Source organism: Pseudomonas sp. BYT-1 (assembly GCF_023611805.1).
In the GTDB taxonomy this organism is placed as follows: Bacteria; Pseudomonadota; Gammaproteobacteria; order Pseudomonadales; family Pseudomonadaceae; genus Aquipseudomonas; species Aquipseudomonas guariconensis.
In genome coordinates this window covers 135585-162535 of sequence record NZ_CP072560.1, presented here as the reverse complement: position 1 = coordinate 162535, position 26951 = coordinate 135585, and the positions used below count along the sequence as shown (strand labels likewise).

At 63.3% G+C, this 26951-nt stretch carries 27 protein-coding genes and 1 pseudogene; 13 read left to right on the top strand and 15 right to left on the bottom strand.

Features of this window, described 5'->3' with window-relative positions; genetic code table 11:
- Positions 1-79: 79 nt before the first annotated feature.
- The 5 genes from pdxR (at position 80) to J5X93_RS27010 (ending at position 6233) form a co-directional block, all read left to right on the top strand.
- Positions 80-1576, top strand: coding sequence for a MocR-like pyridoxine biosynthesis transcription factor PdxR (pdxR, locus tag J5X93_RS27030; RefSeq protein ID WP_124014582.1), 1497 nt, complete (start codon positions 80-82; stop codon positions 1574-1576).
- 30 nt (positions 1577-1606) lie between these two features.
- The gene (locus J5X93_RS27025) at positions 1607-2812 is read left to right on the top strand and encodes an MFS transporter (protein WP_124014583.1); all 1206 of its coding nucleotides are present in this window, start codon (positions 1607-1609) and stop codon (positions 2810-2812) included.
- Between the two features lie 72 nt (positions 2813-2884).
- Complete coding sequence (locus J5X93_RS27020; RefSeq protein WP_124014584.1) at positions 2885-3775, top strand: dihydrodipicolinate synthase family protein; 891 nt, start codon at positions 2885-2887, stop codon at positions 3773-3775.
- Positions 3776-3807: 32 nt separating this feature from the next.
- Positions 3808-5277 (top strand): L-lactate permease, encoded by a 1470-nt coding sequence (locus J5X93_RS27015; RefSeq protein WP_124014585.1) that lies wholly within the window; start codon positions 3808-3810, stop codon positions 5275-5277.
- 113 nt (positions 5278-5390) lie between these two features.
- Positions 5391-6233, top strand: a complete 843-nt coding sequence (locus J5X93_RS27010; protein WP_124014586.1) for an isocitrate lyase/PEP mutase family protein — start codon at positions 5391-5393, stop codon at positions 6231-6233.
- A gap of 103 nt (positions 6234-6336) precedes the next feature.
- On the opposite strand, the gene J5X93_RS27005 is transcribed toward J5X93_RS27010, so the two are convergent.
- The 8 genes from J5X93_RS27005 to J5X93_RS26965 all read right to left on the bottom strand — a co-directional run bounded on the left by J5X93_RS27005 (position 6337) and on the right by J5X93_RS26965 (position 13154).
- On the bottom strand, positions 6337-8313 hold the full coding sequence (locus J5X93_RS27005) for a relaxase/mobilization nuclease and DUF3363 domain-containing protein (protein WP_124014587.1): 1977 nt from the start codon (positions 8311-8313) through the stop codon (positions 6337-6339).
- 438 nt (positions 8314-8751) lie between these two features.
- Positions 8752-9360 (bottom strand): S26 family signal peptidase, encoded by a 609-nt coding sequence (locus J5X93_RS26995; RefSeq protein ID WP_124014589.1) that lies wholly within the window; start codon positions 9358-9360, stop codon positions 8752-8754.
- Complete coding sequence (locus J5X93_RS26990) at positions 9357-9902, bottom strand: DUF2840 domain-containing protein (protein ID WP_124014590.1); 546 nt, start codon at positions 9900-9902, stop codon at positions 9357-9359. Before J5X93_RS26990 ends, J5X93_RS26995 begins: the two co-directional genes overlap by 4 nt.
- Complete coding sequence (locus J5X93_RS26985; protein ID WP_124014591.1) at positions 9899-10183, bottom strand: chromosome partitioning protein ParB; 285 nt, start codon at positions 10181-10183, stop codon at positions 9899-9901. The genes J5X93_RS26990 and J5X93_RS26985 overlap by 4 nt, the downstream gene beginning before the upstream one ends.
- On the bottom strand, positions 10180-10818 hold the full coding sequence (parA, locus tag J5X93_RS26980; protein ID WP_124014592.1) for a ParA family partition ATPase: 639 nt from the start codon (positions 10816-10818) through the stop codon (positions 10180-10182). The genes J5X93_RS26985 and parA overlap by 4 nt, the downstream gene beginning before the upstream one ends.
- Before the next feature lie 286 nt (positions 10819-11104).
- The gene (locus tag J5X93_RS26975; RefSeq protein WP_206445513.1) at positions 11105-11962 is read right to left on the bottom strand and encodes a replication initiator protein A; all 858 of its coding nucleotides are present in this window, start codon (positions 11960-11962) and stop codon (positions 11105-11107) included.
- 26 nt (positions 11963-11988) lie between these two features.
- Positions 11989-12273, bottom strand: coding sequence for a helix-turn-helix transcriptional regulator (locus J5X93_RS26970; protein WP_124014594.1), 285 nt, complete (start codon positions 12271-12273; stop codon positions 11989-11991).
- A 125-nt stretch (positions 12274-12398) separates the two neighbouring features.
- Positions 12399-13154: a DUF2285 domain-containing protein gene (locus tag J5X93_RS26965; protein WP_124014595.1), complete on the bottom strand. Its 756-nt coding sequence runs from the start codon at positions 13152-13154 to the stop codon at positions 12399-12401.
- A 508-nt stretch (positions 13155-13662) separates the two neighbouring features.
- On the opposite strand from J5X93_RS26965, the gene J5X93_RS26960 reads away from it, so the two are divergent.
- Positions 13663-13953, top strand: a complete 291-nt coding sequence (locus J5X93_RS26960; protein ID WP_250034999.1) for a helix-turn-helix domain-containing protein — start codon at positions 13663-13665, stop codon at positions 13951-13953.
- 51 nt (positions 13954-14004) lie between these two features.
- Positions 14005-14886 carry a TIR domain-containing protein gene (locus J5X93_RS26955; RefSeq protein WP_124014597.1) on the top strand — a complete coding sequence of 294 codons (882 nt, stop codon included), beginning with the start codon at positions 14005-14007 and terminating at the stop codon, positions 14884-14886.
- 81 nt (positions 14887-14967) lie between these two features.
- On the opposite strand, the gene J5X93_RS26950 is transcribed toward J5X93_RS26955, so the two are convergent.
- Positions 14968-15282: a DUF736 domain-containing protein gene (locus J5X93_RS26950; RefSeq protein ID WP_124014598.1), complete on the bottom strand. Its 315-nt coding sequence runs from the start codon at positions 15280-15282 to the stop codon at positions 14968-14970.
- Positions 15283-16099: 817 nt separating this feature from the next.
- Between J5X93_RS26950 and J5X93_RS26945 the strand changes: the two genes are divergently transcribed.
- A complete protein-coding gene (locus tag J5X93_RS26945) occupies positions 16100-16615 on the top strand; it encodes a GNAT family N-acetyltransferase (RefSeq protein ID WP_124014599.1) in 516 nt (171 codons plus the stop codon).
- Between the two features lie 129 nt (positions 16616-16744).
- On the opposite strand, the gene J5X93_RS26940 is transcribed toward J5X93_RS26945, so the two are convergent.
- The 3 genes from J5X93_RS26940 to J5X93_RS26930 form a co-directional block, all read right to left on the bottom strand.
- The gene (locus J5X93_RS26940; RefSeq protein WP_124014600.1) at positions 16745-16954 is read right to left on the bottom strand and encodes a hypothetical protein; all 210 of its coding nucleotides are present in this window, start codon (positions 16952-16954) and stop codon (positions 16745-16747) included.
- 62 nt (positions 16955-17016) lie between these two features.
- Entirely contained in the window at positions 17017-19017 is a 2001-nt protein-coding gene (locus J5X93_RS26935; protein ID WP_124014601.1) for a ParB/RepB/Spo0J family partition protein, read from the bottom strand.
- 561 nt (positions 19018-19578) lie between these two features.
- Entirely contained in the window at positions 19579-19974 is a 396-nt protein-coding gene (locus J5X93_RS26930) for an ATPase (RefSeq protein ID WP_124014602.1), read from the bottom strand.
- A gap of 868 nt (positions 19975-20842) precedes the next feature.
- Between J5X93_RS26930 and J5X93_RS26925 the strand changes: the two genes are divergently transcribed.
- Genes J5X93_RS26925 through J5X93_RS26910 form a run of 4 tightly spaced genes read left to right on the top strand, consistent with a single transcriptional unit; the run spans position 20843 to position 22761 of the window.
- Complete coding sequence (locus J5X93_RS26925) at positions 20843-21082, top strand: hypothetical protein (RefSeq protein ID WP_124014603.1); 240 nt, start codon at positions 20843-20845, stop codon at positions 21080-21082.
- Between the two features lie 53 nt (positions 21083-21135).
- Entirely contained in the window at positions 21136-21441 is a 306-nt protein-coding gene (locus tag J5X93_RS26920) for a helix-turn-helix domain-containing protein (protein WP_124014604.1), read from the top strand.
- Positions 21407-22366, top strand: coding sequence for a reverse transcriptase family protein (locus J5X93_RS26915; protein ID WP_124014605.1), 960 nt, complete (start codon positions 21407-21409; stop codon positions 22364-22366). Before J5X93_RS26920 ends, J5X93_RS26915 begins: the two co-directional genes overlap by 35 nt.
- 32 nt (positions 22367-22398) lie before the next feature.
- On the top strand, positions 22399-22761 hold the full coding sequence (locus J5X93_RS26910; RefSeq protein ID WP_206445514.1) for a DUF2513 domain-containing protein: 363 nt from the start codon (positions 22399-22401) through the stop codon (positions 22759-22761).
- A gap of 31 nt (positions 22762-22792) precedes the next feature.
- Here the strand turns inward: J5X93_RS26910 and radC are convergent, their stop codons facing one another.
- The gene (gene radC / locus J5X93_RS26905; protein ID WP_250035001.1) at positions 22793-23302 is read right to left on the bottom strand and encodes a RadC family protein; all 510 of its coding nucleotides are present in this window, start codon (positions 23300-23302) and stop codon (positions 22793-22795) included.
- Positions 23303-23769: 467 nt separating this feature from the next.
- Between radC and J5X93_RS26900 the strand changes: the two genes are divergently transcribed.
- A complete protein-coding gene (locus tag J5X93_RS26900) occupies positions 23770-24468 on the top strand; it encodes a helix-turn-helix domain-containing protein (protein ID WP_124014607.1) in 699 nt (232 codons plus the stop codon).
- A 24-nt stretch (positions 24469-24492) separates the two neighbouring features.
- On the opposite strand, the gene J5X93_RS26895 is transcribed toward J5X93_RS26900, so the two are convergent.
- On the bottom strand, positions 24493-25647 hold the full coding sequence (locus tag J5X93_RS26895; RefSeq protein WP_124014608.1) for a PDDEXK nuclease domain-containing protein: 1155 nt from the start codon (positions 25645-25647) through the stop codon (positions 24493-24495).
- Positions 25644-26830, bottom strand: a pseudogene (locus J5X93_RS26890) (tyrosine-type recombinase/integrase). Before J5X93_RS26890 ends, J5X93_RS26895 begins: the two are co-directional and overlap by 4 nt.
- Between the last annotated feature and the right edge of the window lie 121 nt (positions 26831-26951).

The following is a 26951-nucleotide window of genomic DNA, read 5'->3' as shown; positions in this document are numbered from 1 at the left end:
TGATGTGTTTACGGGATTGATTTATAGCTCTAAAATGGACGGATGTTCCCCACCACTTTTACTTAGAGATACCGGCCAATTGTTCAAGCATGCTCAACTTGAATCCGTCAAGGCATGGATCAGCGACCCGGCGCATGGCGCGCTGCCTTTGCATGCGCGCATTCAGCGGGGTATCCGCCAGCTGATCCTCGACGGTGCACTCGACGTCGGCAGGCCACTGCCTGCGTCACGTGCGCTGGCCAAGTCGTTGGAGGTTTCCCGCGATACGATCGAGTCGGCCTATACCCAATTGCATGCCGAGGGCTTCATCGAACGGCGTGTAGGCAGTGGCAGCTTCGTGTCCGAACGGGCACAACGTTTACCCGGCCGGGGAAAAGCGCGGCCCAAGGGAGATAACACCGGCACGCCTCGCCTCAGTCAGCGCGGGGCTGCGATGTTCAAGAGTGGCGGTGTGCGAGATTTTCTGACGCCTCGGCCGTTTGCGCCTGGCGTCCCGGAGACGCGCAGCTTTCCGCTCCCAACCTGGGAGCGGCTGGAGCGTCAGGTGTTGAAGGAGTACGGCACCTCGGCGCTGTTGCACAGCCCGCCACAGGGTATGGAGCCGTTGCGGCGCGCCATCGCCGATTACGTCAATCTCGAACGCGGTGCGCGAGCAACACCTGAGCGTGTGCTGGTGCTGACCAGTTCGCAGCAGGCCCTGACTCTGTGCTCCACCGTGCTGCTCGATGCCGGTGAACGGATATTCATTGAAGACCCCGTGTACCACGGCGCACGCAAGGCATTCGATGCCGCAGGGCTGCAATGCGTGCCTGTACCGCTTGATGCCGACGGCTTGCGAGTGGAATACCTGACCCAGGCGGCGACCGCTCCGGGTGAGCAGCCCAAAGCGGTGTTTCTGACGCCATCACACCAGTTTCCAACAGGGGCAACACTGGCGTTGGACAGGCGACTGGCCGTCATCGAATGGGCAAGGCAGCACCAGAGCTGGATCATAGAGGACGACTACGACAGCGAGTTCCACTACGCGGGCAAGCCTACGGCTTGCGTCCAGGGACTCGATCCGCATGAGCGGACGATCTACATCGGCACCTTCACGAAATCGCTGTTTCCGGGCCTTCGTATCGGCTACATGGTGCTGCCGACATCGCTCGTAGCACCCATGACCGTGGCTCGCACCCTGTTGGACGGCCACAGCGCGCCGATACCGCAACTCACGCTGGCGCGTTTCATCGAGGGCGGTCACTACGGGGCTCATGTCCGCACGATGCGGGCCGTGTATGCCGAACGGCGCGACGTGCTGGTCCGGCTGGTGCGCAAGCACCTGGCCGAGTTTGTTGAACCGCGGATACCTGCGGGGGGCATGCAGATGCCTTGCGTGTTCATCCGGGATATTCCCGAGCACCAGGCCGTTGAGTCGGCACGTCGCGCAGGTATTGACCTATTGGGTTTGACGGCCCTGCATGCGTCAAGCCGCCACAAGGCCGGATTCCTCATGGGATTTGCCGCCCATGCGCCGCATGAGCTGGAGGTCTCCATCAAGAAATTGGCGAACGTGCTACGTGCGCTGTCCAACTGAACCGATGAAGAATGAGGTGATGACCAAAGAATGAAATCCTCGTATAGAGGGCTGCTGGCCCAAGTATCCATAGCCCATCTGGTGAGTCACCTCCATATCATGACGGTGCCCGCCTTGTTGCCCTTGCTGCCCGATCATATGCAGGTGAGCTTTGTCCAACTGGGCATTGCAATGGGCGTGTTCGGCATCGTGACCGGGCTGGTCCAGGCGCCGTTCGGGTTTCTGGTGGATAGAGTCGGAGCCAGGAAGATGCTGATGGCGGCACTGTTGCTAGGGTCGGCCAGCTTCGGCTTGCTCGCGGTGTTCCCCACCTATCCCTGCCTGCTCGCCGTCATGGTTTTGGCTGGCGTGGCGAATGGGATTTACCACCCCGCCGATTACTCCCTGCTATCACACGGCGTTCCGTCTGATGTCATGGGCCGTGCCTTCTCCATTCATACTTTCGCTGGATTTTTCGGCGCGGCCCTTGCGCCTGTTGTCATGGTCAGCGTGGCCCTTGCCGCGTCACCGCGCTGGTCCTTTGCCGCATCGGCCCTGGCAGGAGGATTGGCATGGTGTGCGATGCTCATCAGCTCGCCGCTACCGGCCGGGCAACCTGCTACCAGCACGGGAAAATCCAGCCCGACTGAACATCGTCCGCTCACCACGCCAGTCATGGCGCTGGCAGTGCTGACACTGCTCTTTACCCTGCTCAGTCTGAGCACCGGGGCCATTGAAAAGTTTTCAGTGTCGGCGCTGGTTCAAGGCTTTGACGTGACGCTGCCGACGGCGAACGTGGCACTGACTGCCTTTCTGTTTGCCAGTGCTTTTGGGGTTCTGGCAGGTGGCGTGCTTGCAGACCGAACCGATAAACACGGGTATGTAGCGGCAGTGGCCTTCGGCTTGGCCGCACTGATGGTCGTGCTGGTAATCAAGATACCACTGCCGCCGGTTCTGCTAGCCGTTGCGTTGGGTATAACAGGTTTCCTGACCGGCGTAGTCGCTCCCTCGCGTGACATGCTGGTCCGGGCTGCTTCCCCAGTAGGTGCCGAGGGCCGAACTTTCGGCATCGTTTCAACCGGATTCAATGTGGGAGGCATTATCGGCCCACTTCTGTTCGGACTTCTATTGGATCGTGGACTGCCCGGCGGCGTTCTGTGGGCGGCAGTTGGCTTCATGGTGGCTACCACTGTTGTTGTTCTGCTTCAGGAAAAGCACCAGCGTTTGACGCATATGCCCGCTCATCAGCACGGCTAGATGGCAGCTTGGGTAGTTACCAGATAGCGAGAATTTTTAACATCCACTTTGAAATACAGTTTGGAGCATTCCATGTTTACTGGCCTTAGTGCATTTCCCTTGTCCCCGTTGCGTGGTGGTCGTGTCGATGAAGCTGCATTCGCGCAACTGACCGAACGACTCGCTGCGGCAGGCGTTGATTCCATCTGTGCTCTGGGTTCGACCGGGAACTATGCATACCTCGATAGTGCAGAGCGCAAGCGGGTTGCTCGACTCGCGGTGCAGCATGCGGGCAGCGTGCCTGTGATCATCGGCATTAGCGCGCTACGTACGCGGGATGTGGTTGAGTTGGCGGAGGATGCTCAAAAGGCGGGCGCGAAGGCGGTTCTTCTTGCACCGATGTCCTATCAGAAACTATCGGCCCAGGAGGTTTTTGGCCTCTATGAAACGGTGACCCATGCCTTGTCCATACCGCTGGTGGTGTATGACAACCCCGGCACCACGCACTTCGAGTTCAGCGATGAACTGCATGGTCGTATCGCCGAACTTCCGAATATTGGTTCGATCAAAATTCCGGCGGTGCCTGCGGACCCTGGTGCTGCCACAGCGCGGGTTGAGCGCCTGCGCGTACTGATCCCGTCCCATGTCAGCATCGGAATCAGTGGCGATGCTGCTGCTGCAACCGGCCTGCTCGCGGGTTGTAACGTCTGGTACTCGGTGGTCGGTGGACTGTTTCCCGAGGTCGCATTGGCGATCACCCGCGCCGCGCTGTCGGGCGATGCCTCGCAGGCGAATCAGTTGTCGCAGCGACTGGAGCCACTTTGGGCGCTGTTCCGCCAGCATGGCAGCCTGCGTGTGGTGGCGGCCGCGGCGGAACTGCTCGGGCATGCGGCGTCCCCATGCCTTCCGGCTCCGTTACTGGCTCTGCAAGGTAATGATCGGGAGCGGCTTGCCTCGATTTTCGAAGAATGCCAGCTCGCTTGACGAACATTGAACCCTAACCAAAGCATGAGTCCATGACGTATTTCTTGTGGGCACTGCCCACCTTGGTGCTTCTTGCAGCCATTATCAGCGGCCGATGCAGTACGACGGCTGCCTCCCTGATGGGACTGGCGACCACGGTGCCGATCGCTTTGTTCTGGGGGCCGCTGGCATTTGATAGTAACGTCTTGTTTAGCGCTTTGTTGCGTGGACTATGGATCGGCGCTGTCATCGCACCATACATTCTGGGTGGTTTGCTGTTTTGGCAGGTCGCAGCGCGCAACCCGGCAGGTTCTCCATCGGCACCGGCGGATAAAACTAGTTGCTCGTCCGGAACGGAGATCGGCCGCCGCCGATTGGTATTCTTTGCCTGCTTCCTCCTGGGTCCATTCGCAGAGTCTGCCACTGGATTCGGTGTGGGCATGCTTGGCACGGTGATGATGATCCGCCATCTTGGCTTTGCGCCGCGGCATTTGATGATCTTTGCGCTCATGAGTCAGACCGTCATTCCTTGGGGCGCGATGAGCAGTGGGACGCTTCTGGCGGCCGCTTATGCTCGTATTCCACCTGAGCTGCTGGGCGTGTACTGCGTGGGGCCCGTTGCACTTCTCATGTCGGTATGGCTGCCGCTGTTCTGGCGTACGGCGCGTGCAGCAGGTATTGCCGCCCCTCTTACCGAGAACGTACGAGAAGTGGCCTGGATAGGCACCTGTATGGCTTTGTTGGCGCTCGGAACTATGTATTTAGGGCCGGAGACGGCCTTATTGGCAGCTTACGGTCCCATTATCTTGGTTCGCTACCTGCTGGATTTCCGTCCGAATCGCGCGCAAGCGAAAGAAGGATTTCGAAAAGTGCTTCCGTATGTTCTCCTCATTGGTGGCCTGGCACTGGTCCGGTTATGGCCTGAGGCGAAGAGGTTGTTGAGTAGTCTGGCTCGGTTGACTCCCTATGAGGACTTGCCAGCGTGGTCACCATTTTTTCACGCAGGGAGCTGGCTCTTGGTGGGTGCGCTGTGCATTTTGATCGCTCGTAGGCAGATCACTTATCTCAGGCAGGAGGTCCGAACAGCCTGGTCCACGGGACAGCATGCTGTGCTCACCGTATTCACGTTCTCCATGATGGCCGAGGTGCTGACGGCGTCGGGCATATCCGGTGCATTTGCCACTCTGACATTCGATACGCTTGGAGAGAAGGCGCTCCTGCTTACCCCAGTACTGTCGGGAACTTTCGGTGTCCTGACCAATAGCGGTAATCCTGCGAACAGTCTGTTCTTGCCATCGCAGGTTGCCTTGGCATTGCAGGCCGGTTTGAGCATTCCTGCTGTCGCCTCCCTCCAGCAGGTTTCCGGTATGTCGATGGGATTGTTCTCGCCAGTCAGGATGTCGATTGCCGCTGGTCTTGCGAAGGGGCATGGTCAGGAGCGAGCGGTATATCTTGAGATTTTGCCATTTGCCTTGGTAGCTCTCTGCTTATTGATGGGCGTGGCGATTTGGGTGATTCATTAGTCGCAATATCAGAGCCCATTTGGCGCTATTCATCCCGCGCCGGACCTGCACTGGTCACGCGTAACTGCCTGTCGACCAGACAATCTGAATTGCAGCCACGACAAGGATCTTTCATGACCGACGACAATGTTTCTCAAAAGCGTGTGCTCTTTCGCGAGTTGCACCAGTCGGGCTGCTTTGTGCTGCCCAATCCCTGGGACGCTGGCAGTGCCCACGTGCTGGCAGGACTTGGCTTTAAGGCACTGGCGACGACTAGTTCCGGTTGCGCATGGTCGCACGCGCATGCGGATGGGCAACTTTCTCGTGATGCTACCTTGGCGCATATGCGCTTCATGGTCGAGGCCACCGATTTGCCCGTCAACGCCGATTTCGAGAGTGGGTTTGCAGATACCACGGACGGGGTGGCCGAGAGTGTGCGTATGGCGGTGGAAACTGGCGTGGCGGGCATTTCCATCGAAGATTCGACGGGTGATCAGCAGGCTCCCCTGCGAACGATAGGGGAGTCGGCTCAACGGATACGTGCAGCACGTGCCGCGATCGATGCTGCTGGTGGCGATACCTTGTTGGTCGGGCGTGCGGAGAATTTCATCGTGGGCCGGCCTGACCTCGATGACACCATCCTGCGCCTGAAAGCCTATGCGGACGCCGGAGCGGATTGCTTGTATGCCCCAGGCATCAAGACACGCGAGCAGATCAGCGCGGTGGTTTCAGCAGTTGCGCCCAAGCCCGTCAACGTGCTGATCGGCTGGGCGAGCGACCTGACAGTTCAGGACCTCGCTGACCTCGGTGTGAGGCGTATCAGTGTGGGTGGAGCATTGGCACGCGCGGCCTGGGGTGGCTTCATGCAAGCAGCACGCACAATCGCCGAGCAGGGCCGTTTCGACGGGTTCGCTGACGCATACCCTGCCGCAGAACTCAATACGCTATTCAACAAGTCGAGAAGCATATATCGCTGAATCTAGCGGCAGGCTAATTGGCTTAAACGTCTGGTCGGCCCAGTGACAAACCGATCCTAGGATATTGCTTCGCAAAGTATGCTGTATGGGTTTTCTCAGGGAGTCAAATGGCTGGTCCTTTCTGACGTCCGATTTCCCACGACACCCCGGCACCGCGCACCGTCGCGGCGATCTGCTGCCCTAGCCGCTGCTCGATTACCGGTTTCCACGGCACCAGCGAGAACCCCATACCGTCATCCAGCATTGCGTATCGCCCGCTGGCGAGCATGACGCTGCGCCTGTAGATGCCGGCCACGCGCTGCCCGTCGGCCACTGGGCGATGCTCCAGGCCGGTATCGGCAGCAATGCCCTTCGCGGCCTGCGCCAACTCCCTGTTGCGCAGCGTGCCCAGCAGGTTCCGGGCGAGGATCACGCGCTGCCCGCGCCGTTCGGCCAGCCCCTGTTCGGCCAGGAAGTCGGCGCGCTGCTGCATCGCCTCCCTGGCCTCGCCGCCAAAGCCCAGGTCGCCCAGGCCCGAGCCGCCGATCAACTGCTGATCGAGCCAGGTGGCCCCGATCACGCGCGCCTGCCGCTCGATGGGCAGGTGCGATTTCAGCTCCACGGCCACGCCGCCCAGGCGCCGCGCGTCGTAGCGGCGGCCCTGCTCGGGCAGGTCGCCCGGCACCTTCCATAGCCCCTCGGCCACGCGCTCCACGATGCCGGCACGGCGCAGGGCTTCCAGCCTGCGAACGTGGGCCGCCACAACCTCCTGCGGGTCGCGTCCGGGGGCGGCCTGACCCTGCGCCACGGCCAGATGATGGTCGGTGCGGTACAGGCCATCACTTGCCAGCGCGGCGATGTTCCTGTCGGCCGCGCGCACGTCGGCCGATCCCTTCACCTCCACCACGGCCCCGGCCGGATAGTTCGCCAGCTCGTCGCGGGCATTGAGCGCGACGTAGTGCGCCTTGCCGTCCACGCCGTCGATGACCAGATAGCCCCGGTCGTGCAGTTCGTCGGCCAGCCCCTTCGCGGCCACGCGGCCGAGGATGGTTCGGCCATCGTCCCCCGGCTCGAACACCGCCAGCTCGCGCGGCTCGCCGTGCATGGCCCGCTGCATGGTGCGGATGATGTCGCCGCGCTCGCCCAGGGCGCGCAGGGTCTTCTCCGCATCGGCATGGACGGCCCAGGTGCCGGGCTGCGTCTCGTCGGCCAGGCCCAAGCGCTGCAAGCGTTGTAGGCGGCCGATCAGCAGCAGGCGTTGGCGTTGCAAGCGGGGTTCGTTGAGCCGTTCGTCATGCACCAGGCCACCGTCGCCGGCCTCGCGCTGCAAGGTGCGATCCAGGCTCGTCCACCGCTCTTGCTCTACCTCGCGCCGCAAGGTCTGCTGGATCTCCAGCTCGGTGCGCGGCCCCAGCCATTCGGTCGCCAGCTCGGCGGCGCGGTGGCGGAAGCCATCGGCGATGTAGTCGCCCGCGATGATGAGGTCTTTGCCGGTGTCGTCACGCCCGCGCACGACGATGTGCGTGTGCGGGTTGTCGGTGTTCCAGTGGTTCACGGCCACCCAATCGAGGCCCGTGCCCAGGTCGGCCTCCATGCGGCCCATGAGGTGCCGCGTGTAGGTGCGCAGGTCTTCCAGTTCCGCGCCATCCTCGGGCGAGAGAATGAAGCGGAAATGGTGCCGGTCAGCCGCACAGCGTTCCTTAAAGGCGTCGAGGTCGGCGGTGTCGGCTTGCGGCCCGTAGGCTTGGCCCGGCTCGCCGTCGCGGCCCACGCCGTCGCGCTCGATGTAGCGCAGGTGCTTGGCGAGCGATTGCGGGCTGGCCCGTTGGTGATTGACCAGCAAGGTCTTGATGGTCACGCGCCGGGACATGGGCGTCAGCTTCGCACCGGCGAAGCGCGCCGCCGTGTGGCCGCGCCCGAGACGCGAGCCGGGGCGTTGGCCGGTGCCTCGCGCCGATGCCGGACGGCGCACCGTGGACTTGCCGCTGCTGGCCTTGCCCGCCTGCTTGAGCACCTTGGAAACGAAGCTCTGCCCCTGGCCCTTGCCCCGGTTCTTTGGGGCGCTGGGGCGCACGCGGAAATCGTCGCGGCGGTCGCTCATGGCTTTGCTCCCTGCAAGCTCTGGCGTGTCCTGTCGTGCGAAGCACGCGGACATGTCTGCAATGGCGCGGGCCTCGCGCCACACGCAGCACGGCGGCGAAGCCGCGCCGTGCCGCACCACCCCCACGTGCAGACTGGCTTTCGACGCGGCCTGGTGCCGCGTCCTTTTGTCTTGCCTTCCGCCTTTGCCCTTCGCTGTCGCTCCGGGCGTCGGCGGCCCGGCGGCGCTGCTGCGCGAGCAGCCAGCACGCCGGCGAACGCGGCGACGGCCACGGGCCGGGCGCGTTCGAGGCAAGACGCCTGCACATGGGAAGGCAGCGCGAAGTGCGGCGCTGATGCGCCCGCGCTGTACGCGCGACGACAAGGCGACAGCCAGCAGAACGACACGCCCGACGACACGCCCGATGGCACGATGAGATGCACGGCGACGTGCAGCGAATCAGCGGCCATCACGGGCAGTCTCCAGCCAGACCGGGTGCGCGACGCCGATCACGGCGGATGCGCTGACCGGGCCGAAATACCGGCTGTCGAACGATGATGGGTTGGTCACACTGAGCAGGAACAGTTCGCCGGGTTCAAGGCGACGGCATTGCTGCCAGGATGCCAGCGGCCGGCCCCAACGGTCAGCCGGCAGCACGACGGCCGAAGGCACGCCGTCGATGCGGACGCTGCCGCCAGCGATGCACACCTCCTGCGGCGCGACGGCGCCCACGCGCTTGAGCAGAGGAACGTGTGCCGGCAGGTAGCCGCGTTGCGCGGCGAGTGCCGTGGCGTCGGGGGGCAACCGGGTCAGGACGATGCTGTCCACGGACAACGGACAGGGCAGCGAGCCGGGCTGATGGTGCAGCGGATCGACGCGATACCAGCCGACCGGCACGCTGTCGGACGGGTTGTAGATCAGGCGCGGCAGCGGCTGCACGAAAGACGCCCAGGCCAGCGCGGCGAGGCCGCAGGCGGACAGAACCGCCAGCACGAGGCGAGCGCGCAAGCGCGAGCGAGGACGCGGCGGGATGCCGGCCGCGCCGCTCATGGCGGATTGGTGCGTCATGGCAGCGCCCTCCCGGCTAGCCAGGCGGCGTGCCGCTCGGCGGTGTATTCGGGCAGCGGCAAGCGCGCAGCGAGCCGGTTGGCGAGCGTGCGCCAGTACGCGGGCGAGGCACCGGCTGGTGCGATGCCCAATGTCTCGATGGCGTCGATGCGCTCCAGCACGGCGCGGACCTGGTTATCGCCTTCGGTGTGCAGCAGCAGGCGCGCGCCCGGCTGCACGCCGGGAATGCACTGCATGGCGTCCAGTGGCGTGCAGGCTTGCATCACCATGAGCTGCCAACGAATCGTGCCGTAGTCGTTGGCCTGCCAGCGGATGCGGCAGAACACGACGTTCGGCAGGAACACCGCGATACGACGCCAGCGGTCGAGCCGGACGGTGCGCACGGGTTCGCCGAAGCGCAGGTAGAGCTTGAAGCGCGGTTCGATGTAGGCCAGCGCAACGCGGGTCGGCGGCACGCTGCCGCCCTGGCCGGCCAGGGCCGAAAGCGAAGGCGGCGGTGCAGCCGCGACCACGTTCGCGGTGAGCGTAGCGGATGCGTTCATGGCAGGTTCTCCGTGCGGTTCTCGGGAAACTCTCGTTCCAGCAAGCCACGCAGCAGTTCGGCCACGGTCACGCCTTGCGTGAAGGCCGACACCTTGATGCGTGCCCGCATGGCGGGCGTGATGTCGAGGGTCAGGCGCGCGGTGTAGAGGTCGCCCTTGTTGAGCGCATCGGCATCGCCCTGGCGAATCCACGCCTCGGCGTGCGGATTCGCGGGCGGACGCGCGCCGATGCCGACACGCTTGGCCGCGCGCTTGCTGTTGGGCGGCGGCTTCGCTGTCATGTCGGCCACCGCAGTAGTTCGTCCACCAGGGCGGTGATTTCACGCGCGGCGGCGCTGTCGGGCGCCGTCTCGCGGGCGAGCCGGCCAGCGGCCACGCTGTCGGCGAAGACGATGCGCTGGCGCACCTCGGCGCGCAGTGCCGGTAGCGGCTGGTCGGCGAGCGCCTGGCGGGCTTCACGTCCGATCACCGTGGTGCTGACGCGCCGGTTGATGACGAAGGCCGCGCGCAGCGCAGGCCGGAAGACGTGCGCCTCGCGGATCAGCGCGACCATCTCGGCGCTGGCCCACAGGTCGTAGGGGCTGGGCTGTACGGGGATCAGCACGCGCTCGGCCGCCAGCAGCGCGGAGCGCGCCAAGGCGGCGATGCGCGGCGGGCCGTCGATGATGACGTGATCGGCCCGTCTGGCGAGTTCCGGCGCTTCCTGATGCAGGGTTTCCCTTGCGAGGCCCACGGCGCTGAACAGCCTTGGCAAGCCTTGCTGGCTTCTGCGCTGCGTCCAGTCCAGCGATGAACCCTGCGGGTCGGCGTCCAGCAGGACGACATGCTGGCCGCGCATCGCCAGTTCGCCGGCAATGTGGGTGGCGAGCGTGGTCTTGCCCACACCGCCTTTCTGATTGAGCAGTGCGACGATCATGGCGCAGCCCTCCGTGGTGGAAAGCGACGCGATGAACGGCTTGCAAAACGCTTGTGCTGCCGGTGTTCGGTGGTTATCCACCGGCCCAATAACAAGGTTTTATTATTCGTTAGAAAGATGTTTAAGTTAGATATAAAGTTAAGGGACGGAAAAACCCTTGTGGTGGTTGAAGTTAGAGGCGATTTGCGCGCCTGATAGCACGATACCGGCGCGCCTGATAGCACGAGTCTTCGCGCGCCCGATAGCACGAGCCCACTCACAGCTTGTTCCGATTTCATCCCCAGGCTTATCCCCGTGCCGTTTGCGGCACGGGCCGGAACGCGAGGATTTCCGGTGCGCCGGGCCATCGCTCGATGGACAGCTCGTAACCGGGCAGCGACTGCCGCGCCACCAGAGCACGCAGGTCGCGGGCAAAATCGCGCGGCTGCGCCAGGCTGCCGGACTTGCGATACAGGTAGGGAACGTCGAACTGCCAGCCGCCTTCCTGCCTGCCACCATGCTTGCGCACCAGCCGGTACAGCCAGCGCTCGATGCCGCCGGTCAGGCGGAAGTACGCCGGGTCGATGGTCAGCACCAGCGCGGCATCGAGCACGCCCGCATAGAACCAGTCCGGCAGGATCAGTTCGATGCCCAGCGGCTTGCCGCTGGTATCGGCCAGTTCCTTCCATTCGTTGATCCAGGAAAAGCGATGCAGCCGCCGCCCGGTCGTCTCTCGGATGGAAGTCGCCACGGTGGTCGATTGCAGCCGGTCGAACGCAGCTTTGAGGCGCTGGTAGTCGCGCAGCGACGTACCGCGCCCGATGAAGCGCAGGATCTCGTAGGGCGTGGCCTGCATCCGGCGCGAGGGCTGGATACCCGCATCGCGGGCTTCCACGATCTGGCTGGCGGCCCAGATCAGGATGTCCGCATCCCAGATGGTGGCGATGCCGTGTTCCTGGGTGCCCTCCACGCGGATGGTGATGTTGCCGCTGCGGAAGTCGATCGGCGCCGTGCGCCGCGACTTGGCCAGCGAGAAGAACGGGTAGGCCATCAGGTCCTGGGCGTCGCGCGGCGCCATGTCCTCGCCCGGCAGCGCGCGGAACAGGTCGAGCTGTTCCCGTTGCTGCGCTGGTCGCTGCCGCAACGGCAGCGATGGGCTGGACATGGCGATGGCCACCGGCGCGCCGACGATCAGCGGCCATCACGGTAGTCGCCCGCGTGGCGTTCGGCGTATTCGGGATCGGACGTGGCCTCATAGCTGCGCGCATCGGCCCAGGCATCGAGGTCGGCCACGGCGTACATCACACGACGGCCGAACTTGCGAAACTTCGGGCCACCGCCGATCACGCGCTGTTTCTCCAGCGTGCGCGGCGACAGGCGCAGGTACTCGGCGGCTTCGTCGTTGGTCAGGTAGCGTTGGGGCTGCGCAGGTGTGGCAGCAGCAGCGGCGGCAGGCCGCAAGGGAGCGGGTCGCATGGGATGAGCCTCCATCGGTTGAAAACGCCCGGCCGCACAACGCGACAGGATGGAGGCAGTCTCAAGAAAGCGATGCGTTGCGCAGAGGGTCGTTTTGCAGCGAGAGCAAAACGACCCTCCCCGGATCATTCGAGTTGCGCCAGGCGGCGGTAGCCACCGCGCATCAGCGACCGGCCGCGCCGTACCAGGCGACGCACGCGCGAGCGCAGGCCACCATCGGCGTACCAGCCAGCGGCAACGGCATCGCTGCCGAACAGCCCTTCGGCGACCTCGCGCAAGGACGCGCCCGCCAGGGTTGCGTCGAGCGCCTGCAAGGTGTGCAGTTCGAGTAAAGCGGTCAGGGATGGCCGCGGCGTTGTCCGCGCCACGGGGTTGATGCCAATGGCGGCGGCCAACTCGTTCAGCGAGGCCGCCAGTGCCTGGCAGCGTGCCAGGGGCGTATCGCGCGCCCGAATGGCATAGGCGTAGGCCATGCCATCGGTCAGGTCGGGCGCCAGCGCGAAGCGCAGGCAGCCACCCGGCCAACGGGTCATCAGCAGCAGGCGCCGGCCGTCGTGAATCAGGTGCTTGCGGCCCGGAAGGCGCCAAAGCGTGAAGGCCACCGCATCGGGCGGCGGGTCGGCGTCCGGGTAGAGCTGGAGCACAGCGTCATGATCGGGAAACCAGGCGGGATGCGCGTCGCGCGCATCCAGGGCCGGGTCTTCCAGCAGGCGCAGCCCCCAGCGATGCGCCGCATCCGACCGGCGGCGACGGCGCAGCCAGTCGTGGCGATAGTCGGGATGGCGGCGCAGATATTCCCAGGCCAGCGCCGGACCATCCAGGTGCAGGACGTAGAGATAGGCCGCCGTCGGATACCAGGACGCGGCGCTGTGATCGGCCATAGCGCGACCTCCCTCGGTTCGAGGTACGTCGCTACGGTGCAAAGGCGCGCTATGAAGCCATCATCGAAACGTCATGGGTGAAACGATAAGCTGCCTGTCAAGACCGATTGGCTCCGGTGCGTTGCGGGTTTCGTCCGAATGCGACGGCGGCTTACCCCAAGATGGCGTGCCGCATTGGCCAGCCTGCCAAAAGCCGCGCCGGGCATCATGACTGTTTCGATCAGGCACGCACTACTTGGGTGCAAGCTTGCCCATTGAGACCGGGACGGTCTGGGATCAGACCGAAAAAGACACAGTGCGCTTCCGCTCACAAGCGTGAAGACGCAAACCCCCACATCCGTAAAAGCGTAAAGACACGGATGCGGTTCCGTGAATTTGATGCCAGTCGCAGATGCGGATTTCCGCAAAAGCACGGATACGGAGAATAGCAACAATAAATGAACACTATAGATTGTAGCCCTATAGGGCGCAATGGGCTGTCATCTTGGTTTTTGAGGGGAAACCATAGGTGGCGAAACAATACTCATTGGCAAAGGCGTTGAAGACGGTCAGGAAAGCGCGTGGCTTGAGCCAGGAAGCGTTTTCCGACGTGTCGAGCCGCACCTACATGAGTATCCTGGAGCGCGACCTGAAAAGCCCAACCCTCAGCAAGCTGGCCGAACTGTGCGAAGTGATGGACGTGCATCCGCTCACGTTGCTGACGCTGGCCTATGCCGGCGACAGCACGCGCAAGGCCGATGAGCTGTTGGCGCAGGTGCGCCAGGAACTCAAAGAAGTTGCCGAAAAAGGCGGTGACTGAGCATCGCCGCCTATTTACCGCCACGGCCGCTGACAAAGGAAGATTAGAACTATGTACAACCTACTTGTTACGGCAGCCGAAGGTGCATGGGATATTTCCGCATACGAATATGACCGGACGCGGTTTCTTGAGTACACAACAGACAGCCTCAAGGCGAAGCTCTCCAGTCTCGATGCAAATGCTCTGGAAGAACTAAAGTCGCTACCAACACTTTTCACCTACGAAGGGGATGATGAAGTTGTGCGGGTTGGGTACATCAGAAGAATAAAGGAGCGAGGCCGAAGCATCCTGGTCGAGTATGAGTTCGATGAAAGCATCCCTGGATTCAATTTCTCCAAGCTGAAACCATTACTGACGAAGCTTGATATTGGAAAGTGGGAGATGTCGCGCACCCACTGGGCTGTAAAGGATGAAGATCTTTTCGAGCTACTCGCCTCGGAGGGCCTTGTAGATGAGAGCTTTGTAGCCGAAGGCCGCCCGCCGGGTCGCGTCGAAGAAATGCGATTTCGGGTTGCTTTTTCCTTTCCCGGTGAGAAACGAGATTACGTAGCCGCCGTGGCCGCCGAAGTAAAAAAGAGACTGGGGCGCGATGCCGTCTTCTACGACAAGGACTTCACTGCACAACTAGCGCGTCCTAATCTGGACACTTTGTTGCAGCGCATCTACCTCAACAACTCCGATCTGGTTGTCGTTTTTCTTTGTGAGGAGTACGAGCGTAAGGAGTGGTGCGGCCTAGAATGGCGCGCCATCCGAAACATCATCAAGAATAAGAACGATCACGCAATCATGTTCATGCGCTTCGATCATGCCGACATAAGTGGTAGTTTTTCGATTGATGGTTACGTGGATCTAGACGAGTACATGCCACTGGAGGCAGCGCGGATGGTTGTCGAGCGAGTTCGCTTGAATGATTTGCCGCCCGCCGGGCCTTGACGTGCTCAAAGTGCGCTGTCTAATCAGCGGAAACTGAAGCGCCCCGTCACCAGGACGGGGCGGGGCGCTGTGGGCGGCCGCTCAGGCCGCCTGTGGCTTGCTGCGCGACCAGATCAGGTCGTGCGTGCCGTCCTCGTTCTCGATCAGCCGGGCATAGACCGTCGCCGGGAACGAAGGATCATCGAGGGTCACGGACAGGTAGTCCCGCCCGGCCTCGCTGGTCTTCTTCCATGCCGCGCCGATGTCGTGGCCGGCGGCCTGGAGGCGGAAGTCGGGGGCGTTCTCGGTGCTGCCCTTGTCGTTGGGAACCAGCTTGACCTTGACGTTGAGCGTCAGGGTGCGCAGCGTGCCGGTGAAGCCGTCTTTCTCTGCGGTGAAGGTGCCGATGGTAGCCATGATGTTTCTCCTTTCGGGTTGAACAAGGTCGCGCCCATCGCGTCCTTGTTGTGAACCGGCCGGCGGGGGATGGGCGGACTGCACCGCGCAGCGGGCGCAACACCGTGGAGCACCTGGAAGCGAAAAGAATTTGCCGCGCGAGGAAGCCGCGTAGCGGCGGGGAAATTGTTTTCGCTGCAAGGTTGCAGCCATGCAGCCCAAGGCGCAGCCGCGCCACCGCCAGGATTCACGACAAGCCAAGGACGCAGGGGCCGCCCGCTTCCGAAAGGAGACGTGGCTAACCCCGGCATCCCCGCACGAAGGTTGCTCCGGCTCGCCCCCTGACGCGGGCTAGGTCAACCACCCGACGACTGGCGGGAACGCCCCAGCCGTACCTTGCGGTGCCGGTCTTGAGGCGTGGCGTGGAAGCTCCATAGCGATGCCGGGCGGGGTTGTCCGTGAACCGTCCTTCGTGACGTGATGGGCAAGAACCGCCAGCGTTGAGGACGGCACGCTTCTGCACAACCTGCCGCAGCAAGCTCCGGCGTGTTCGCCAGCGCCCTGTCCGTTGCGGCGGGGTGCCAGTCGGGTCGATCCGGCGTAGCCGGTTCGGCTGCATCGAGGGGCACCAAGCTGTGCGCGGCGGGGATAGCCCGCAGGGCTTTCCCCTGGAGGCAAGCGCAGCGCGCAGCGCCGCAGGCGCGAAGGCGTGAGGGATTGAAGCCGAATGGCCGTGACAGTGAAGTCGGCACGGGGCGCAGCCCGAAAGCCCGGCGGCGCTATGCGCCGACACGCCCAGGCCGTTCTATATTTTCAGGAAGCAATCGAAGACAAGCCCATGACCCTCCAGCTCCGACACGAAGCCCCGAACGACATTGCCGCCATCGAAGCCGTCACGGTTGCGGCTTTCGCCGATGCACCGCACACCAGCCACACCGAGCAATTCATCGTGCGTGCCTTGCGCGCAGCCAACGAACTGACGCTTTCCATCGTGGCCGAGGAACAGGGGCAGATCATCGGCCACGTCGCGCTGTCCCTCGTCACGATCACCGATGGCCACCACCAGCAGGCCGAGGGCTGGTATGGGCTGGGGCCGATCTCCGTCCTGCCGCACAGGCAGGGGCAAGGCATCGGTTCACGCTTGATGGAACAGGCGCTGTCCGAACTGCGGGCCATGCGGGCCGCAGGTTGCGTGCTGTTGGGAGATCCCGCGTACTACGGGCGTTTTGGCTTTCAGGCCCATGCGGGCCTGCAACTGCCGGGCGTACCGCCCGACTATTTCATGGCGCTGGCCCTGCATGGGCCAGTACCGGAAGGCATCGCGCACTACAGCGATGCCTTCAACGCCGCCTGAGCCAGCGCGAAGGCGGCGGCGTTCTGGTTCGGCTGTTGGCCTTGAGCACCGGGCGCGGCCATTGCCGCGCCCGGGGTTGCGTTTCACCGCGCCCAGGACGGAACGGCCTGGGCGCGGTGCTGACTGCGGTTAATCCTTCGTCTCGATGAGCCACCACACGGCACGCGGCAAGGCGCGGCCCGCGATGGGGTGAATGTCGGTGAGGTCGGCACGGGCCGACCAGCCCGAGGGCGGACGGTAGCCGCGCACGTCGCCTTCGCCGTGCCAACGGCGGGCGCGTACCGTGCCGGGGACGTAGATCGCCACTATGCGTGGGCGGCGGGTGGTGGTGTGGGTCATGGGGGCTTCTCCTTCAAGCGAAGCGCCCCGGTCAGGGCCGGGGCGCTTGCCTGCGGTGCGGGTCAAGCGGCCAGCACCTCGGCGGGTTCATCCGTCGCGGCCTCGGCATCCTCCGGGGCGTCCTGCTCCGGGCCTTCCTCTTGCGGGCCTTCGGCCTTGAACACGGCGGGCATCCAGCCGGTGCCATCGGCCAGCCGCTCGGCTTCGCTGGCAATGTCGGCCTTCTTCAACTTCGCCAGCCGGGTGACGTGCTCCGGCGCGTACTCGCCCACGGCTTGCAGAATCGCGGCCTTCGACACATGCCGGAAATACCCTTCTGCGGTTGGCTGCCACCATGCGGCCATGTCGAGGCCGACGGCCTGCGCCAGTTCCTCGCCGGGCTGGCGCGGTGTGGCGCGCGGCGTCACTACATCCACCGTTGAAGCCACGCACACGGCCAGCAGCCTGACCAGTTCGTCTTGCTCCATTGCCAGCAGCGCGGCGAACAGGTCGGCGCTGTCCTCGGGCAGCTTGCCGCGCCATGCCTGTTGCAGTTCGCGCAACGCGACAGCGGCGGAGGACTCCGGCCAGTCCGGGGCCATGCCTTCCAGCCGGTCTTGCACCGTCAGCCGAACACCCAGCGGCAGGTCGTGGCCGTAACGGCTGTCCTGCAAGATCGTCTGCACCATGTCATGCACCAGCGCGGCCAGCGCCACCTGCGGATGCCGGGCCACTTCGATTTGCAGCGCGGCGGTGCGGTGGGCGCTCAACCGTTGCGCCAGCCGGTCGGATATCGCGGCGGTCTTGGGCTGCTCGTCGTCCTCGCCTTCGTCGTCGCTCTCGGCATCCTCGCCGCTGAAACCTTGGCGCAGGCGTTCCAGCGTACGCAGCGCCTTGGCCTCGGCCTCGCGCATCAGCCCGCGATGAATGACGGCCTCGCCGTTGCGGTCGATGGTGACGATGGCACCGGCTGCGGCCTTCACGGTCGGGCTGTAGTCCTGCAAGCGATCTTCCAGCGCCTGCAACAGCTCGCCCACGGCTTCGCCTTCTTCCTGCAAGGCGTCGGCCTTGTCCTCGTCCTCGGCGTCCAGCGCATCATCCACGGCTGCGGCCAGTTCCTGCATCTTGGCTTGCAGCTTCTCGATGCGCTGCGCTTCGCGCTTGGTCGGTTCGCGCCGCTCCCTCGGCGCACGCTGGAAGGCGTGCAGGTCGGCATGGGTCACGCCCGGCGTGGCATCCACCCATGCCCAGCCTTCGGCCTTCACCTCGGCGGCAATGCCTGCCAGCCGGTCTTGTGCCAGACGTTCAAGCAACGCGGCATCGGTCAGATACACGCCCGCGTCACCTTCCGCGAACAGGTCGCGGCGCACGCCACCGCCTGCGGCCTCGTAGGTGTCCAGTCCCACGAACCGCACCAGCGGATGCCGGTAGGCGTCGATTTCCCGCTCGGTGAGGCGTTCGCGCAGGTTGTGCGGGCTGCGTTGCCATTCGGGCGCATCGTAGAACGCGGCCTCCTGCGCGGTGTGGTCGTCGGTGATGGCAAGGGCCATCAACTGATCGAGGGTGACGGCATCGGCGCGGTAGTCGGCCATCAGGCGCGGCGATACATTCGCCAGCTTCAAGCGGCGTTGCACCACCAGCGGCGTGACGGAAAAATCCGCCGCAATGTCTTCGATGGGCCGGCCTTCGGCCACCAGCGCGGCGAATGCCTCGAACTGGTCAGCCGGGTGCATGGCTTCGCGCTGCACATTCTCGGTCAGGCTCACAGTGCGGGCGCTGCCATCGGCCACCAGCAGGCACGGCACTTCCCATTCCTTCGGGATGCGGCGCTTCTTCGCCAGCAGCTTCAAGGCGGCCAGCCTGCGGCCACCGGCCACCACTTCGTAATGCTCGCCATCGTGGGCAAGAATCACGGTCAGGTTTTGCAGCAGGCCCACGCGGGCGATGCTGGCCGCCAGTGCGTCGATGGACTGGCCTGCGGTCTTGCGCACATTGCGGCGCGACGGACGAAGCTGCGACAGCGGCACCAGAATCAGATGCTGCGCCGGGGTAGCGGTGGTGATGGTTTGGGTCATGGCGTTCATGGTGTTACTCCTGACAATAGGGTTTGCTGTTGAAACCGCATACCGGATTCCTAGATTCGGAGCCCGCCTTTCGGCTTTCCGGTGGGGTCGGCGCGGAGACCTGGGCCGGCCTCGTTGCCACCGTCTTTCCTGAGTTCATCGCCCGCGACGAAAGGGAGTCCGTGGACGGGGGCGGTCAAGGAAGCGAGCGCCGGGTTGGTGCGGCCCGCAGCGCAGCGAGGACACGGCCCGGCGCGCCTTGACGGCGCACGGCCGCGGGCTACAGTCGCGGACAAGGTGATGAGCGAGGGAAGACGGCGGTGGTTGGCAACGGCCGCAGATGGCGCCGACCCCACGCAAGCGAAGTGCGCAGCGCCGCAGGCGCGAAGGCCGATCAGGTGCAACCTGTTCGGCGGCTGTCAGGGGCGCCAAGCGAAGCGCGGCGGGGATCGGCTGCAAGCCGTTCCCCTGGAGTGCAAGCGCAGCACGCAGGCCCGCAGGGCCGAAGAACTCGACACCAGGCGCAGCAGAAAAAAAAGTGCGCCGCCCCGCAGGGCGACGCACCGGATGTTGGCCGTGCGATCAGCTCGCCGCTGGTGACACCATCGCCTGCAACTGTTCGATCACGCCGGGTTCGACGAACACACACGGCTGCTCGGCCGCGATCGGCACGTTGAACAGCTCGGTGAACACCTTGCGCTTCAGGTGCGCCAGCCGGCCCGTCCGGTAAGCCTGCTCCGGCTTCACGCGGCCGCCGCCCGCTGGCGAGCCGCTGCGCTCGGGATCGCATTCGACCAGGGCGACAAAGCCGTCATCGGACAGCTTCTGGTGTTCGGCGCACAGGCCCCAGCCTGTCGCCGTGTGGCGCTCCATGCTCGCGCGCAGGCGCTTGTCCAGCAGGATCGCGCCAGTATCGAAGCGAGTGCCGCAGACCAGGCAAACGTGTTGTTCGAGGGAAACGTGTGATTTGTCGTTCATGATGACGATCTCCGGTTACTCGGGCGGAATTGCCCGGAACCGTCACCAGCACGGCGCAGCGCAAGCAGTCAGGGGTCGCAGACGGCCGCCAGGACGCCAGCGCGCAAGGCGCGCGCCGCCCTTGACGGCGAGCACGCCGTGATACGGTGAAGGGAACAGCAAGACCGCCTCCCCACCTCCAACGAAGGCACGGACAGGCAAGCGCAGCGCGCAGGCCCTCAAGGGCCGAAGGCGTCAGGGATCAACGCCGGATGGCCGCGATTCGGCACGAAGCGCGGGGCGCAGCCCGCGAGCCCGACGGCGGAACGCCGGAACGCCGGAACGCCGGGACGCCGGGACGCCGGGACGCCGGGACGCCGGGACGCACAGGGTTATGTCTCGGCGGCAGAAACCAAGCGGAGGGAAACCAGGCTGGGTTGCCCCTTGGTCACAGACACGCACACGGGGCACACTAATTTCACTGTCAGTGAAATTTTGTTGACGAATGGCGCTGCTTGTGCTGTAATGACTGTGGCTAGGCGAACCGCCTAGGTAGTTGTTCTTTGAAGTGGTGCTCTTACCGTAAAAGCGAAAGGTCAGCGTGTATTGCCTGAAGCGATTCAGGCCGCTCCTTCATCCAGTGTTGGAGATTTTGAGGCGAGGCAGGCCGGCAGCATCGGTCAGCCGCGAAGGTCCGCCCTCTCGCCGCCGTGTGTCCGCCATTAGCGACGTGCAGTCAGCTAACGGTAGCCGCAGCAGGTGGTCGCAGAGACGGGGCTTCAAAGCCGCGAAGACTGGTGTTGGGCTTGCGCATCGAGTTGGCTCCTTTCGGCCAATCGCCTTGTTACGGGGCTTCGGCGTTTTTGCCGAGTTTAAAAGGAGCACACCCATGAAGTACGAAACTTTGAGGAACACCATCGCAACGCTACAAAAGCTTCGCGATGTGCATTACAGCCAACTCGATGCTGGCGCTCTGGCAGAACTGGATGATGTGTTGCAGCAACTACGCAACATGCTTGACGGTTCGGAAAGGCGGGAGCTTGAACACAGTGAACTCGTGTTCCGGGCTCTGCGCATCACCGACATCGTTATCCGCGCAGTGAGTAATCTCACTGACTGGATGAAGTGATGAGAGTGAGCCAAGACGCAGCAAGCCCAATATTTGTTTATTCGGAGTAGCTCATGAACCTTGGACAAGCCATCAAGCTGTGCCGCACTCGGCGGGGAGTCTCTCAAGCTGATCTCGCACGACAGGCTGAGTGCTCTGTCTCCTACCTGTCCATGCTGGAAAACAATAAGCGTGACCCAACGCTTTCCACCATGACCAAGATCGCACACGCATTGCGCGTGCCCGTGGGTATCCTTTTTTTCCTGGGTGCAGAAGGCGGCGACCTGGACGGCATTGACAAGACGCTGCAAGGGGAACTTGCGCGTACCGCACTGGAATTGCTTAATGAACCCACCAGCAATCAGCGCGCCCTCATATAGCCAACGTCGTATCGGCACACTGAATGCCCTGCGTTTGCCGTTGGGTCTGTCTGTCGATGAACTGCTATCGCTTGCCCAGCGGGCCGATGGTCTGTACCGCGTCGCAAAGTCCATTACCAAGCCGGACGGCAGCATCCGTAACACCTACGATGCCCTGGCGCCGCTGAAGGCAGTCCACCGAAGGATCAAAAGCCAGATTCTGGATCATGTGGTCTATCCAGCCTATTTGACTGGAAGCATTAAAGGCAGCGACTACAAAGTAAACGCCTCACTTCATACGAACGCCAGAATTGTCATCAACGAAGACATCAGCGGATTCTTTCCCTCTACTTCCGCAGAGCATGTATTCAATGTCTGGCACGGACTTTTCGGCTTTAGCCAGGAAGTCTCGCAGTGCCTGACCCAGCTAACTACTCGGCAAGGTGAGCTGCCACAAGGTGCCATTACCAGCTCGTTCCTGGCAAACCTCGTATTTTGGCAGGACGAACCGACGCTACATGCAAAGTTTGCAGCCCAAGGACTTGTCTACTCTCGCTACGTCGATGACATCGCCGTGTCATCAAAAACCTTCCTGAGCAACCAGGAGAAATCGGAAGTGATGCGGCAGATATACGGCATGTTGCTCAAGCATGGGTATCAGCCCAAGCGGGCCAAGCATGAGATTTCTACATCCGGCACTCGCATGGAAGTCACAAAGCTTTCCGTGAATGCCAAGCCTGGCTTGGGGAAAGCGGTGTACAGCAAGACTCGTGCTGCCGTACATGACATAGAACGGCGCATAGCGAGTGGAGAGGTGCTTTCGTTTGAACGTGGCCCTTATGCCCAAGTGATGGGACGAGTGCTGCATCTGGAACGGTTTCATCCGGGGAAAGCAGCCCCGTTGAAGAAGCGATTGCTTGCGCTACAGGAAGGCACCGAAACCTAAACCATCATACCTATATGCAACATGGAGATAGCATGAAAAGAGACTGGGACACCATTCGCGATGTATTGATCGAAGTCGAAGCACTGGACAGTGCTCGGCATGAGGACATCCAGTACGGCCCGTCCGGTGAGAGCGACGAGCCTCAGAAGGACGCGCATGGTGTTCTTCTATGGAAGGCTGGATTTATCGAAGGCATGGATGCAAGCGATATGGATGGCGATGCCGTCCTCGCACAAGGGCTTACCTGGGCTGGGCATGACCTGTTGGAAACGATTCGGAGCAAAGCCGTGTGGGAGCGCATCAAGGCTACGGCGAACGATAAAGGCATTGAATTAACATTCGATGCAGTTAAGGCGTTAGGTAAATCTGCACTGGCTGCGATCATCGGTAGCTAGCGCAAGTAAAAGGGGGCCGAAGCCCCCTTGGTTAAAGCAGCCCCCGTTCGGCGAAGGATTCTGTGGACTCGCCGCCGACGACGATGTGATCCAGCGTGCGCACGTCCACCAGCGCAAGCGCATCTCTGAGCCGCTGGGTTATCTGCCTGTCAGCCTGGCTCGGCTCGGGATTCCCGCTGGGGTGGTTATGCGAGAAGATCACCGCCGCCGCGTTGAGTCGCAGCGCTTCCTTGACCACCTCGCGCGGATACACCGACGCACTGTCGATGGTGCCCCGGAACATCTCGATGTATTCGATCAGGCGATGCTGCGAATCGAGGAACAGCACCGCGAAGACTTCGTGCTCGAAGCCAGCCAGCTTGGTGCGCAGATACTCCTTGACGATGGTTGGTGAGGTGAAGGACATGCCCCGCTGCATTTTCTGGTCGATGGCTTGGCGCGCGGCATCAAGAATCTGATCCACCGACGCCGGCAGGTAGCGCCCCTGCGCGTCACGCACCAGCAGAGAGGAATCGAACGAGGAAAAGGACAGTTGCGTCATGATCGTGCTCCGGTTGCTCGGGCGGAATTGCCCGGAACCGGCGCCAGCACGGCGCAGCGCAAGCCGTCACAGGGTCGAAGACGGCCACGGCCGCCAGCGTGCAAGGCACGCGCAGCCCTTGACGGCGAGAACGCCGTGATACGGTGAAGGGAACAGCAAGACCGCCCACACCCCGCCCACTGCACACACCCGCCTGTCGGCAAGCGGAGCGCGCAGGCCCTCAAGGGCCGGAGGCGCCAGGGATCAAAGCCGGATGGCCGCGATTCGGCACGAAGCGCGGGGCGCAGCCCGCGAGCCCGACGGCGGAACGCCGGGACGCACGGATTCATCCCCTGAATATCCTTGTGGAGTGAACCCCATGCGGCATTTATAGTTGTCTGTCGGCCGGCTGTCGGGTTGCTGTCGTGTTGTCCTTGTCCCTGGCTCCTCATACTTCGTCACGTCTGCTGAAAACGATGGAGCTACCCATGAACACTACAGAACATACTCAACAACCCCGCTTGCTGACGCCCGCTGAACTGGCCGCGTGCATCAAGATGTTCCGTGAAATGCGCCAGTGGTCGCAGGAGCAGTTGGCCGCGATTTCCGGCCTCAACGTGCGAACGATCCAGCGAGTCGAACAAGGCTTGTCCGCCAGTCTCGATACCCGCCGCGCTCTTGCCCGAGCCTTCGAGTTCGAGGACATAGACGTGCTCAACAAGCCGTTCGCCATTCCGTCCGAGGAAGAAGCCAAAGCGGCAAAGGAAAAGTTCGACCGGGAGCACGTCACCCTGACAGCGATTCCACTGACCACGGGCAAGCAGTTGGCCAAGCTGGCGGAAACCTGCTCGATGGACTTGTCGGAACCGGCTTTCGAGCTGACCCGCGAAGCGGACGAGACATTCGCCATGCTGGTGGACTACCTTCGGGACTACCGGGACTGCGCCGATGCCTACAGCGAAACGCAGAAGTTCGATGTGTACGACGAAATGCAGTCCCACATCGACGCGCTCAAGGCGCTTGGTGTTTCGCTGCGCTACGCCACGCGCAAGGTACGGGTGACGTGGGGATCAGATGCAGCGGATGCCAAGCCGATGCCCCTCACGGTGTTGTACGTGGTCGGCTTCCCGCTCGGCGAAGAACCCGAGCAATTCGCAACGCCGAAGTCCGGCGGCATCCGTCTGTAAGGCGAAGAACCTCAACGCTCGCGCTCAAGGACGGGTCGTGCCGCGAGACTCCAGTATGAGCCGCGTGCGCTCAAGCTCTTGTTGCAGCAATTCGGCATCCGGCAACACGGTTCGGTAGTTGGCCGCCATGACCTTGGTAGGCAACCCCTCCAAGGCGTACCGCGCCAGCGCGTGGCCCTTATCGGCGCAAAGGATGAGTCCCACGGGCGGATTCTCGTCGGAATACGCCCAGTGCTCCTTGGCATAGTTGCAGTACATGTGCATCTGGCCCACGTCCGCGTGGGTCAGGCTGCCCAGCTTCAAGTCGATGATGACCAGGCAGCGCAGCTTGCGATGGAAGAACAGCAGGTCCACCCGATACCAGGTCTGGTCGATGCGCAACCGCCGCTGCCGCCCCACGAAGGTGAACCCTTCGCCCAGCTCCAGCAGAAAATCCTCCAGCCGCCGGATCAAGGCTTGTTCAAGATCGGACTCCGAATACTCGTCCTTGAGGTCCAGAAACTCCAGCACATAGGGGTCTTTGATCGCGTCGTCGGGTGTGACGGCATCCGCTGGCTTGGGCACCGCGCCCTTGGCCAGCATCGCCGCCTTGTCCTTGGACAGCGCGGTGCGCTCGTAGAACTGGCTGCCGATCTGCCGGTCAAGCTGGCGCACGCTCCAGCCCCCGCGCAGGGCTTCGGCCTCATAGAACTGACGGGCATGGTCGTCCTTGACCGACAGCAGCCGGACGTAAGCCGACCACGGCAGCGGAAACACCTGCGCCAGTTCGGAGAGAGCTAATTTCCGAGACACTGCCTCGGATTTCACCGCAGCCAGCTCGTTGCCAGATTTCCGAGACAGTGTCTCGGAAATTGCAGACCAGGGGTACGCGAGGAAGAACCGACGCATGTTCTCCAGATTGTCCGCACTGAACCCACGCCCGAAGCGCTCGGTCAGGTCAGCGGACAGTCGGGCAATCAACTGCTCGCCGTAGCCCGCGCGCCGCTTGCCCTGTTGTTCGGCCTCCACGATGCGGCGGCCGATTTCCCAGTAGCTGGCCGTCATCAGCGCATTGACGCTGCGGGCCGCCGCCTGGCGCGCAGCATCGAGCAATTCGACGATGCCGCCGTGGATGCCGGCATAGCCGGCCGGCAAGGCGGCGGGGCTTTTCCCCGCCGCCGGAGGCGTCTTCTTGCTCATACCGCTGCCTCCTCGGCACGCCGCGCCCCGGTGATGGTCTTTCGCCGGTTCGCCACCAGTTCGGCCGCCTGGCGCACCGGGTCATCCTCGGTGTGGACGTAGCGCATGAACATCGCCACGGTCTTGTGCGCGGTGAGCGCCATGCCGACCTTGACCGGGATACCGGAGTTGGCAATGTCGGTGGCCGAGCGGTGGCGAATGCCGTGCGTCCCCACATGCGTCGCACCCGCCGCCTTGAGGACGCGGCTCCAGCCGTTGTAATACTCGCCCGTGGTCAGGTGCTGCCCTGGACGGCTCGGCGATGGCAGTCTTCCAGCCGTGGGGCCGTCGAGAGCAGTCGGTAGGCTTCCTCGCTGATGGGCTTCGACATGCCGCCGGTCTTGCTGTCGGGCCAGACCACCCGCCGGTTCTCCAGATCGACCCAATCCCATTGCAGGCCGATGATTTCGGAGCGGCGACCGGCAAACTCGAACTGCAAGCGGATCGCCAGGGGAATGACGTAGTTCTCCAGCCCCTCCGCCTCCAGCTTGTCGAGCTGGCGGAAGATGCGCCCCATATCTTCGTCGCTGATGAGGTGGGTGGCTTTGCCGTTGGGATACATCGGGACATGGCGGCATGGGTTCGTGCCGTCGGAACGGTAGCCCCACACTTCGGCCAGGTTGAACATCCGGCGCATGACGCCGAACGTGCGGTTCGCGTCGGCTGGCTTGTGCGCCATCTTCTTCATCATCCCGGCGATGTCCGGGCGCTTCACGTCCCGGACTTTCAGGCGGCCGATCATCGGGATGATGTTGCGGTCGATGACGCTCTGGTAGCCTTTCTGTGTGCTGGGCTTGTTGCGCTGTTTGGAGTAGTCCTCCATGAACTTCACGCACAGCTCCTTGACCGTCGGCGCCTTGCGTGCCTCGGCCTTGTCCGCTGCCGGATCGCCGCCCCTACGCACCTCGGCCAGCCACTCCTGCGCCAGCGAGCGGGCCTGCTCGACGGTCAGTTCGCCGTACTGGCCCAGCGCGGGCTTGCGGCGCTCGCCGGCGTTCGTCCGGTACTGGAGCATGAACACCTTGCGGCCGGCCGGCGTGATCTTGCACAGGAAGCCGGGAACGAGGGTGTCGCGCAGCTCGATGGGCTGCGCCTGGGGTTGTGCCGCATCGACTGCGGACTTGGTGAGTTTGATCTTGGCCATAGCTGACTCCTTGGAAAGACCCGTTTCCAGGAGCCTCTTGGGAGCCAAGCGGTCGGAAGCCGGGTCAAGTTTCGGAAAGCACCGGCATAGGATGAACTCACGTAAGTTCTTGATAAACCTG

Excerpts from the sequence above, each read along its gene's own strand:
- J5X93_RS26950 (WP_124014598.1), bottom strand. The coding sequence starts at position 15,282 with ATGGCTACCATCGGCACCTTCACCGCAGAGAAAGACGGCTTCACCGGC.
- J5X93_RS27015 (WP_124014585.1), top strand. The coding sequence starts at position 3,808 with ATGACGTATTTCTTGTGGGCACTGCCCACCTTGGTGCTTCTTGCAGCC.
- radC (WP_250035001.1), bottom strand. The coding sequence starts at position 23,302 with ATGACGCAACTGTCCTTTTCCTCGTTCGATTCCTCTCTGCTGGTGCGT.
- J5X93_RS26940 (WP_124014600.1), bottom strand. The coding sequence starts at position 16,954 with ATGACCCACACCACCACCCGCCGCCCACGCATAGTGGCGATCTACGTC.
- J5X93_RS27020 (WP_124014584.1), top strand. The coding sequence starts at position 2,885 with ATGTTTACTGGCCTTAGTGCATTTCCCTTGTCCCCGTTGCGTGGTGGT.
- J5X93_RS26915 (WP_124014605.1), top strand. The coding sequence starts at position 21,407 with ATGAACCCACCAGCAATCAGCGCGCCCTCATATAGCCAACGTCGTATC.
- J5X93_RS26930 (WP_124014602.1), bottom strand. The coding sequence starts at position 19,974 with ATGAACGACAAATCACACGTTTCCCTCGAACAACACGTTTGCCTGGTC.
- J5X93_RS27010 (WP_124014586.1), top strand. The coding sequence starts at position 5,391 with ATGACCGACGACAATGTTTCTCAAAAGCGTGTGCTCTTTCGCGAGTTG.
- J5X93_RS26970 (WP_124014594.1), bottom strand. The coding sequence starts at position 12,273 with ATGCGACCCGCTCCCTTGCGGCCTGCCGCCGCTGCTGCTGCCACACCT.
- J5X93_RS27005 (WP_124014587.1), bottom strand. The coding sequence starts at position 8,313 with ATGAGCGACCGCCGCGACGATTTCCGCGTGCGCCCCAGCGCCCCAAAG.
- J5X93_RS26920 (WP_124014604.1), top strand. The coding sequence starts at position 21,136 with ATGAACCTTGGACAAGCCATCAAGCTGTGCCGCACTCGGCGGGGAGTC.
- J5X93_RS26895 (WP_124014608.1), bottom strand. The coding sequence starts at position 25,647 with ATGAGCAAGAAGACGCCTCCGGCGGCGGGGAAAAGCCCCGCCGCCTTG.
- J5X93_RS26975 (WP_206445513.1), bottom strand. The coding sequence starts at position 11,962 with ATGTCCAGCCCATCGCTGCCGTTGCGGCAGCGACCAGCGCAGCAACGG.
- J5X93_RS27025 (WP_124014583.1), top strand. The coding sequence starts at position 1,607 with ATGAAATCCTCGTATAGAGGGCTGCTGGCCCAAGTATCCATAGCCCAT.
- J5X93_RS26965 (WP_124014595.1), bottom strand. The coding sequence starts at position 13,154 with ATGGCCGATCACAGCGCCGCGTCCTGGTATCCGACGGCGGCCTATCTC.
- parA (WP_124014592.1), bottom strand. The coding sequence starts at position 10,818 with ATGATCGTCGCACTGCTCAATCAGAAAGGCGGTGTGGGCAAGACCACG.
- J5X93_RS26900 (WP_124014607.1), top strand. The coding sequence starts at position 23,770 with ATGAACACTACAGAACATACTCAACAACCCCGCTTGCTGACGCCCGCT.
- J5X93_RS26925 (WP_124014603.1), top strand. The coding sequence starts at position 20,843 with ATGAAGTACGAAACTTTGAGGAACACCATCGCAACGCTACAAAAGCTT.
- J5X93_RS26995 (WP_124014589.1), bottom strand. The coding sequence starts at position 9,360 with ATGACGCACCAATCCGCCATGAGCGGCGCGGCCGGCATCCCGCCGCGT.
- J5X93_RS26935 (WP_124014601.1), bottom strand. The coding sequence starts at position 19,017 with ATGAACGCCATGACCCAAACCATCACCACCGCTACCCCGGCGCAGCAT.
- J5X93_RS26985 (WP_124014591.1), bottom strand. The coding sequence starts at position 10,183 with ATGACAGCGAAGCCGCCGCCCAACAGCAAGCGCGCGGCCAAGCGTGTC.
- J5X93_RS26910 (WP_206445514.1), top strand. The coding sequence starts at position 22,399 with ATGAAAAGAGACTGGGACACCATTCGCGATGTATTGATCGAAGTCGAA.
- J5X93_RS26955 (WP_124014597.1), top strand. The coding sequence starts at position 14,005 with ATGTACAACCTACTTGTTACGGCAGCCGAAGGTGCATGGGATATTTCC.
- J5X93_RS26945 (WP_124014599.1), top strand. The coding sequence starts at position 16,100 with ATGACCCTCCAGCTCCGACACGAAGCCCCGAACGACATTGCCGCCATC.
- J5X93_RS26990 (WP_124014590.1), bottom strand. The coding sequence starts at position 9,902 with ATGAACGCATCCGCTACGCTCACCGCGAACGTGGTCGCGGCTGCACCG.